Origin of the sequence: Streptomyces sp. NBC_00448, from assembly GCF_036014115.1 — a bacterium.
GTDB lineage: Bacteria > Actinomycetota > Actinomycetes > Streptomycetales > Streptomycetaceae > Actinacidiphila.
The window spans coordinates 2905946-2914137 of record NZ_CP107913.1 but is presented as its reverse complement, the minus strand read 5'-3'; the positions used below and the strand labels follow the sequence as shown (position 1 = coordinate 2914137).

Annotated in this window: 2 pseudogenes; both read left to right on the top strand. The window is 72.9% G+C overall.

From position 1 onward, the window contains the following. Window positions 1-26: 26 nt before the first annotated feature. A pseudogene (locus OG370_RS12295) lies at window positions 27-7430 on the top strand (type I polyketide synthase); the annotation flags it as partial. A 74-nt stretch (window positions 7431-7504) separates the two neighbouring features. Continuing rightward, window positions 7505-8020 (top strand): annotated as a pseudogene (locus OG370_RS12290) (acyltransferase domain-containing protein); the annotation flags it as partial. Between the last annotated feature and the right edge of the window lie 172 nt (window positions 8021-8192).

The following is an 8192-nucleotide window of genomic DNA, read 5'->3' as shown; positions in this document are numbered from 1 at the left end:
TTGCGCCTGAACCTGGAGGAACAAGCATGGCTGGCGACCAGAACGAGCTCGTCGAGGCCCTGAGGCGGTCGGTCAAGGAAGCCGAGCGACTTCGGCAGCAGAACCGGCGACTCATGGCGCAGTCCACCGAGCCGCTGGCGATCGTGGGGATGAGTTGCCGTTATCCGGGTGGCGCGTCGTCGCCCGAGCAGTTGTGGGACCTGGTGGCGACCGGCCGGGACGCGATGGCGGGGCTGCCCGAGGACCGTGGCTGGGACCTGGAGCGGCTGCACGACCCGGACCCGGACAAGGTCGGGACGTTCTACGCCCAGCGCGGCGGATTCGCCGACGGGGTGGGCGACTTCGACGCGGGGTTCTTCGGGATCAGCCCGCGCGAGGCGCTGGCGATGGACCCGCAGCAGCGGTTGCTGCTGGAGGGGTCGTGGGAGGCGCTGGAGGACGCCGGGATCGACCCGGCCTCGCTCCGCGGCAGCGACACCGGCGTCTTCTGCGGCGTCGGCATCTCGGACTACCCGGGGTCGGGGTCGGCGCCGGGCGGCCGGTCGGACCTGGAGGGTTTCCGACTGACCGGCGGAACGACGAGCGTGGTGTCGGGCCGGGTGGCGTACAGCCTGGGGCTGGAGGGTCCCGCGGTGTCGGTGGACACGGCGTGCTCCTCCTCCTTGGTGGCGATGCACCTGGCCGCGCAGGCGCTGCGTTCCGGTGAGTGCTCGCTGGCGCTGGCCGGCGGCGTGACGGTGCTGTCCACGCCGTTCCTGCTGGTGGAGTTCTCCCGGCAGCGCGGGCTGGCCGCGGACGGCCGGTGCAAGTCGTACGCGGAGGGCGCCGACGGGACCGGTTTCTCGGACGGTGTCGGTCTGGTCGTGATGGAGCGGTTGTCGGACGCCCGGCGCCGCGGACACCGGGTGCTGGCGGTGGTCCGGGGAAGTGCGGTGAACCAGGACGGCGCGTCCAACGGGTTGACCGCGCCGAGCGGCCCGTCGCAGGAGCGGGTGATCCGCGCGGCGCTGTCCGCGGCCGGCCTGCGTCCCGACGAGGTCGACGCGGTCGAGGGCCACGGCACGGGCACGCGGCTCGGTGACCCCATCGAGGCGCACGCGCTGCTCGCGACGTACGGGCAGGACCGCGAGGCCGGTGACCCGCTGTGGTTGGGCTCGATCAAGTCGAACATCGGCCACTCCTCGATGGCGGCCGGCGTGGCCGGGGTCATCAAGATGGTGCAGGCGCTGCGGCACGAGCGGCTCCCGGCGACGTTGCACGTGGACGCCCCGTCCTCGCAGGTGGACTGGGAGTCGGGTGCGGTCAGGCTGCTGACCGACGCCCAGCCCTGGCCGGCCGGTGAGCGTCCCCGCCGTGCGGGCGTGTCGTCCTTCGGGATCTCGGGCACGAATGCCCACCTGATCCTGGAGGAGGCGCCCGCGCAGAGCGACACGGAGCCGGAAGCGGGCACGGGTTCGGGCACAGGATCGGGCACGGGTGCGCAGGCGTCCGCCCCGGCGGAACGCGAGGTCCGGCCGGTGGTGCCGGTGGTGGTGTCGGCGAGGGACGAGGTGGCGTTGCGGGCGCAGGCCCGGCGGTTGCGGGAGCACCTGCTGGCGCGGCCGGAACTCGGTGTGCTGGACACGGCGTTCTCGGCCGCGACCACGCGATCCCACCTGGAGGAGCGGGCCGCGGTGGTGGCCGGTGACCGGGAGTCGTTGCTGGCGGGGTTGGCGGCGCTCTCGTTGGGTGAGCCGGGTGCGGGTGTGGTGCAGGGGCGGGCGGTGCCGGGGAAGACGGCGTTCGTGTTCTCGGGTCAGGGGGCGCAGCGGGCGCGGATGGGGTTGGGGTTGGCGTCGGTGTTCCCGGTGTTCGGGAGGGCGCTGGACGAGGTGTGCGCGGAGTTGGACCCGCTGTTGGAGCGGCCGTTGTCGCAGGTGTTGGCGGGCGAAGAGGGCTCGGTGGAGGCCGAGTTGCTGAACGCGACGCAGTTCACGCAGGCGGGGTTGTTCGCGGTGGAGGTGGCGTTGTTCCGGTTGGCGGAGTCGCTCGGCGTGAGGCCGGACTTCCTGGTCGGTCACTCGGTGGGCGAGATCGCGGCGGCCCACGTCGCCGGGGTGCTGTCCCTGCCGGACGCGAGCGCGTTGGTGGCGGCTCGGGGCAGGTTGATGGGTGCGTTGCCGGCCGGCGGGGCGATGGCGGCGGTGCAGGCCGGTGAGGAGCAGGTGCGGGGGTCGTTGGCCGGGTTCGAGGGCCGGTTGTCGATCGCCGCGGTGAACGGTGTCCGGGCGGTCGTGGTGTCCGGTGAGCGGGAGGCGCTGGAGGAGTGGCTGGGGTTGCCGGTGTGGGAGGGGGTGAAGACGACCCGGTTGCGGGTGTCTCATGCGTTCCACTCGGCGTTGATGGAGCCGATGTTGGCGGAGTTCGCGGAGGTGGCGGGTCGTTTGCGGTTCGCTGAGCCCGTGATTCCGGTGGTGTCGAACGTGACGGGTGCGGTGACGTTGCCGGGTGAGTTGGCGGACCCGTCGTACTGGGTGCGGCACGCGCGGGAGGCGGTGCGCTTCGCCGACGGGATCAGCGCGCTGGCCGGGCTCGGGGTGACGCGGTTCCTGGAGCTGGGGCCGGATGGATCGTTGACCGCGCTCGCCCGCCAGGCGGTGGAGGCCGCCAGCGGCGACGAGGCCGCCGGGCATGCGGTGTTCGTGGCGGCGCTGCGGGCCCGGCAGGAGGAGCCGGCCGCGTTCGCCGGGTTCGCCGCGACCGTGCACGCGGCCGGAGTGCCCGTGGACTGGGCCGCGTTCTACGCCGGCACCGGCGCCAGGACCGTATCCCTGCCGACGTACGCCTTCCAGCGAGAACGCTACTGGCAGTTGTCGGGGGCCGGGGCCCAGGGCTCGGTCGCGGCCGGGGCCGAGCGTGTCGATCACCCCTTGCTGACCGCGGGCGTGCGGATCGGCGACCAGGACCAGTGGCTGTTCACCGGGCGGTTGGGCACGGACACGGACTCCTGGGTCACCGAGCACATGCTGTTCGGCACGGTCGTCGTGCCCGGCGTCACGCTGGTGGAGCTCGCGCTGACGGCGGGCGGCCACGTGGGCTGCCCGGTGGTGGAGGAACTGGTCCTGGGCGCACCGCTGTTGCTCGCCGGCGATTCCTCGGTGCAGCTCCAGGTCACCGTCGCGGAGGCCGACGAGAACGGCCACCGTGCCGTCGCGATCTACACCACCCCCGAGGGCGGCGAGCGGGGCGGGTCGATCTGCCACGCGCGGGGCGTACTCGCCGCCGAGACCGAGCCCGAGCCGGCCGCGGCCTGGGCGGCGCAGTGGCCGCCGCCGGACGCCGAACCGGTCGCGGCCGAGCGGCTCTACGACCAGCTCACCGACCTCGGGTACGACTACGGGCCGGTCTTCCAGGGCATGCGGGCGGCCTGGCGCGACGGGGACGACATCTACGTCGAGGTCGCGCTGGCGGACGAGTACGCGGGTCCGGCCGGCGAGTTCGGCATCCACCCGGCGCTCTTCGACGCGGTGGTACAGGGCGGGGTGCCCCTCTTCACCGGCGGCAGCCAGCACAAGATGCCGTTCAGCTGGACCGGTGTCCGGCTCGGGCGCCAGGGCGTCTCACGGCTGCGGGTCCGCGCCGGGGCCATCGGCGACTCCACGGTGCGGTTCGACGCGGTCGACGACTCCGGCGCCCCGGTGGTGTCGGTCCGGTCCCTCGTGCTCCGGCCGGTGGACCAGGCGCAGTTGGCGGGTACCGCGAGGGCGGCCGACGGCTCGCTGTTCACGGTGGAGTGGGCCGAGGCCGCGGGCGCGAGCGGAGCTGCCCCGGCGAGCGTCGCGGTGCTCGGTGAGGTCGCGGTGCCGGGTTCGCAGGAGGGTGCGGAGACCGGCGAGCTGTTCGCGGAACTCGACGCGCTGGTCGGTGCGGTGGCGGCCGGCGCGGCGGTGCCGGGTGCGGTGGTGGCGGCGGTGCCGTCAGGCGCGGCGCTCGACGGCGGCGGCGCGGTGCTTGACGGCGGCGCGGCGGACGTGGCGCAGACCGCGCACGTGGTGGCCGCGCGGACGCTCGCACTGGTGCAGGAGTGGCTGGCCGCGGAGGCCCTGGCCGAGTCCCGGTTGGTGCTGGTGACCCGGGGTGCGATCGCGGTCGGCGCGGAGGCGCCGGATGTCGCGGCGGCTGCCGCGTGGGGCCTGGTGCGCAGCGCGCAGTCGGAGCACCCGGGACGCTTCGTCCTGGTGGACCTCGACCCGGAGCTGGACCCGGCCGCCGGCGACGCGACGGGCCCGGGGCTTGCCGCACTCGTCGCGTACGACGAGCCGCAGGTGGCGGTGCGCGGCGGCAAGGTGCTCGCTCCGCGGCTGACGCGGGCCGTCGTGCCAGCGGCGCTGGGGACGGAGCCGCTGCTGGGCGCCGGCACGGATGGCGCGGTGCTGGTGACGGGTGGGACCGGGGGTCTGGGTGCGCTGGTGGCGCGGCACTTGGTCACTGCTGGTGGTGCGCGGCATCTGGTGCTGGCGTCGAGGCGTGGTCTGGAGGCGCCGGGTGCGGGCGAGTTGGTCGCGGAGTTGGAAGCGGCCGGCTGCCGGGTGCGGGTCGCTGCGTGTGATGTGGCGGACCGGGAGCAACTGACCTCTCTGCTGGGCTCGTTGGAGGTTCCGCTGGCGGGTGTGGTGCACGCGGCCGGTGTCCTGGAGGACGGGCTGGTGGCGTCGCTGACGCCGGAGCAAGTGGACCGCGTGCTGCGGCCGAAGCTGGACGCGGCCTTGCTGCTGGACGAGTTGACGGCGGAGCTGGATCTGCGGTCGTTCGTGCTGTTCTCCTCGGTGGCCGCGCTGATCGGAAGCGCGGGGCAGGGCAACTACGCGGCGGCGAACGCCGGGTTGGACGCGTTGGCGGCGTGGCGGCGGGCGCAGGGTCGTCCGGCCGTATCGCTGGCGTGGGGTCTGTGGGCGGCGGAGACCGGGATGACCGGGGAACTGGACGCCGCGCAACTCGCCCGGTTGGAGCGCATGGGTGTGCAGGCGCTCTCCTCCGAGCTGGGGCTCGAACTGCTCGACGCGGCGCAGCGGGTGGATGCCGCGCTGGTCGCGCCGGTCCAACTGGACCTGGCCGCGCTGCGCGAGCAGGCTCGGGCCGGTACGGCGGTGCCGTTGCTCGCCGGGCTGGTCCGCTCGCCCGGCCGTGCGGGACGCGCGGGCGGCGGAGGGTCGCTGGCGACCCGGCTCGCGGGAGTCGAGCGCGAGCAGTGGGAGCGGGTGACGCTGGAGCTGGTGACCGCGCAGGTGGCGGCGGTGCTCGGGCACGCGTCGGCGTCCACGGTGGAGTCGGGACGGGCCTTCAAGGAGCAGGGCTTCGACTCGCTCTCCTCGGTCGAACTGCGCAACCGCCTGGTCCAGGCGACCGGACTCAAGTTGCCCGCGACCCTGGTGTTCGACCACCCGACCGCGGTCGCGGTGGCGAAGTTCCTGGTGACGCAGGTGCCCGGTGCCGACGCGGGCGCCGGGAAGGCGGTGGCGGCGCGGGTTCCGGCCAGGCGGCGGGCCGACGTGGACGAGCCGCTGGCGATCGTGGGCATGAGCTGCCGCTACCCGGGTGGCGCGTCGTCGCCCGAGGGGCTGTGGGACCTGGTCGCCGAGGGGCGGGACGCGATATCGGGGCTGCCGGGTGACCGTGGTTGGGACCTGGAGCGGCTGTACGACCCGGACCCGGAGCGGGCCGGCACGGTGTACGCGCGCGGTGGCGGATACCTCGACGGGGCAGGCGAGTTCGACGCGGGGTTCTTCGGGATCAGCCCGCGCGAGGCGCTGGCGATGGACCCGCAGCAGCGGTTGCTGCTCGAAGGTGCCTGGGAGGCGCTGGAGGACGCCGGGATCGACCCGGGCTCGTTGCGGGGCAGCGACACCGGCGTCTTCTGCGGTGCGGTCGCCTCCGAGTACGGCCGGGGCGCGACGCCCGAGCTGGAAGGGTTCAAACTGACCGGCACCACGACGAGCGTGGTCTCGGGGCGGTTGAGCTACACCTTCGGGCTCCAGGGTCCCGCGGTGTCGGTGGACACCGCGTGCTCCTCCTCCTTGGTGGCGATGCACCTGGCCGCGCAGGCACTGCGCAACGGCGAGTGCTCGCTGGCGCTGGCCGGTGGAGCGACGGTGATGTCCGGGCCGTTCCTGCTGGTGGAGTTCTCCCGGCAGCGCGGGCTCTCGCCCGACGGCCGCTGCCGGTCGTACGCGGCCGGCGCTGACGGCACCGGCTTCTCCGACGGTGTCGGCCTGGTCGTGATGGAGCGGCTGTCGGACGCTCAGCGCCTGGGACACAACGTGCTGGCCGTGATCCGCGGCAGCGCGGTGAACCAGGACGGCGCGTCCAACGGGCTGACCGCGCCGAGCGGCCCCGCCCAGGAACGGGTGATCCGGAACGCGCTGGCCGCGGCCGGGCTGCGTCCCGACCAGGTCGACGCGGTCGAGGGCCACGGCACGGGCACCCGGCTCGGTGACCCCATCGAGGCGCAGGCGCTGCTGGCGACGTACGGCCAGGACCGCGACGCCGAGCGGCCGTTGTGGCTCGGCTCGATCAAGTCGAACATCGGCCACTCCTCGGCCGCGGCCGGCGTGGCCGGCGTGATCAAGATGGTGCAGGCGCTGCGGCACCGGCAACTCCCCGCCACCTTGCACGTGGACGAGCCGTCCTCGCACGTGGACTGGGAGTCGGGCGCCGTCAGGCTGCTGACCGAGTCCCGGCCCTGGACCGACCCCGGCCGGCCTCGCCGCGCGGCCGTGTCGTCCTTCGGCGTCTCCGGCACGAACGCGCACATGATCCTGGAGGAGGCTCCGGCGACTGCCGAGCAGCCGGCGGAGCAGCCCGAGAAGAGCCTGCCGGTGGTGCCGGTGGTGGTGTCGGCGAGGGATGAGGTGGGGTTGCGGGCGCAGGCGGGTCGGTTGCGGGAGCATCTGCTGGCGCATGCGGAGCTTGGTGTGTTGGATGCGGCGTTCTCGGCGGCGACGACGCGGGCGCATTTGGAGCATCGTGCCGCGGTGTCTGCTGGTGATCGGGAGTCGTTGTTGGCGGGGTTGGTGGCGTTGTCGGTGGGTGAGCCGGGTGTGGGGGTGGTGCAGGATCGTTCGGTGTCGGGGAAGACGGTGTTTGTTTTTCCTGGTCAGGGTGCGCAGTGGGTGGGTATGGCGGTGGGGTTGTTGGATTCTTCTGTGGTGTTTGCGGGGGAGGTGGCGGCGTGTGAGGAGGCGTTGGGTGGGTTTGTGGATTGGAGTGTGGTGGAGGTGTTGCGGGGGGTTGAGGGTGCGCCGTCGTTGGAGCGGGTGGATGTGGTGCAGCCGGTGTTGTTTGCGGTGATGGTGGGGTTGGCGGCGTTGTGGCGGTCGTGTGGGGTGGAGCCGGATGTGGTGGTGGGGCATTCGCAGGGGGAGATTGCGGCGGCGTATGTGGCGGGTGGTTTGTCGTTGGTGGATGCGGCGCGGGTGGTGGCGTTGCGGTCGCGTTTGGTGGGGGAGTTGTTGGCGGGGTTGGGGGGATGGTGTCGGTGGGGTTGTCGGCTGATGAGGTGGCGGTCTTGATTGAGCGGTATGAGGGGCGGGTGTCGGTGGCGGCGGTGAATTCTCCGCGGTCGGTGGTGGTTTCGGGTGAGGCGGGGTTGTTGGAGGAGTTGTTGGAGGGGTGGAAGCGGGATGGGGTGCGGGCGCGGCGGGTGCCGGTGGATTATGCGTCGCATTCGGTGCAGGTGGGGGTGATGGAGGAGGCGTTGTTGGAGGTGTTGGCGCCGCTGGTGCCGCGTCCGGGGCGGGTGCCGTTCTTTTCGACGGCGGTGGGTGGGTTTGTGGGGACGGAGACGTTGGATGGCGGGTATTGGTTTGGGAATTTGCGTGGGCGGGTGGGTTTTGAGGGTGCGGTGCGGGAGTTGGTGGGGGAGGGTGCGGGGTTCTTTGTGGAGATGTCGCCGCATCCGGTGTTGGTTTCTGCGGTGTCGGAGACGGTGGGTGAGGTGGAGGGTGGTGATCGGGTCAGGGTGATCGGGTCGTTGCGGCGTGGTGAGGGTGGTCCGGGTCGGTTCGCGATGTCGCTCGCTGAGGCGCATGTGGCGGGGGCACAGGTCGACTGGTCCGCGTTCTTTGCCGGTTCGGGTGCCGGGCGGGTTGATTTGCCGGGGTATGCGTTCCAGCGGTCGCGGTACTGGTTGCCGGTGGGGGCCGGGGGTGGGGATT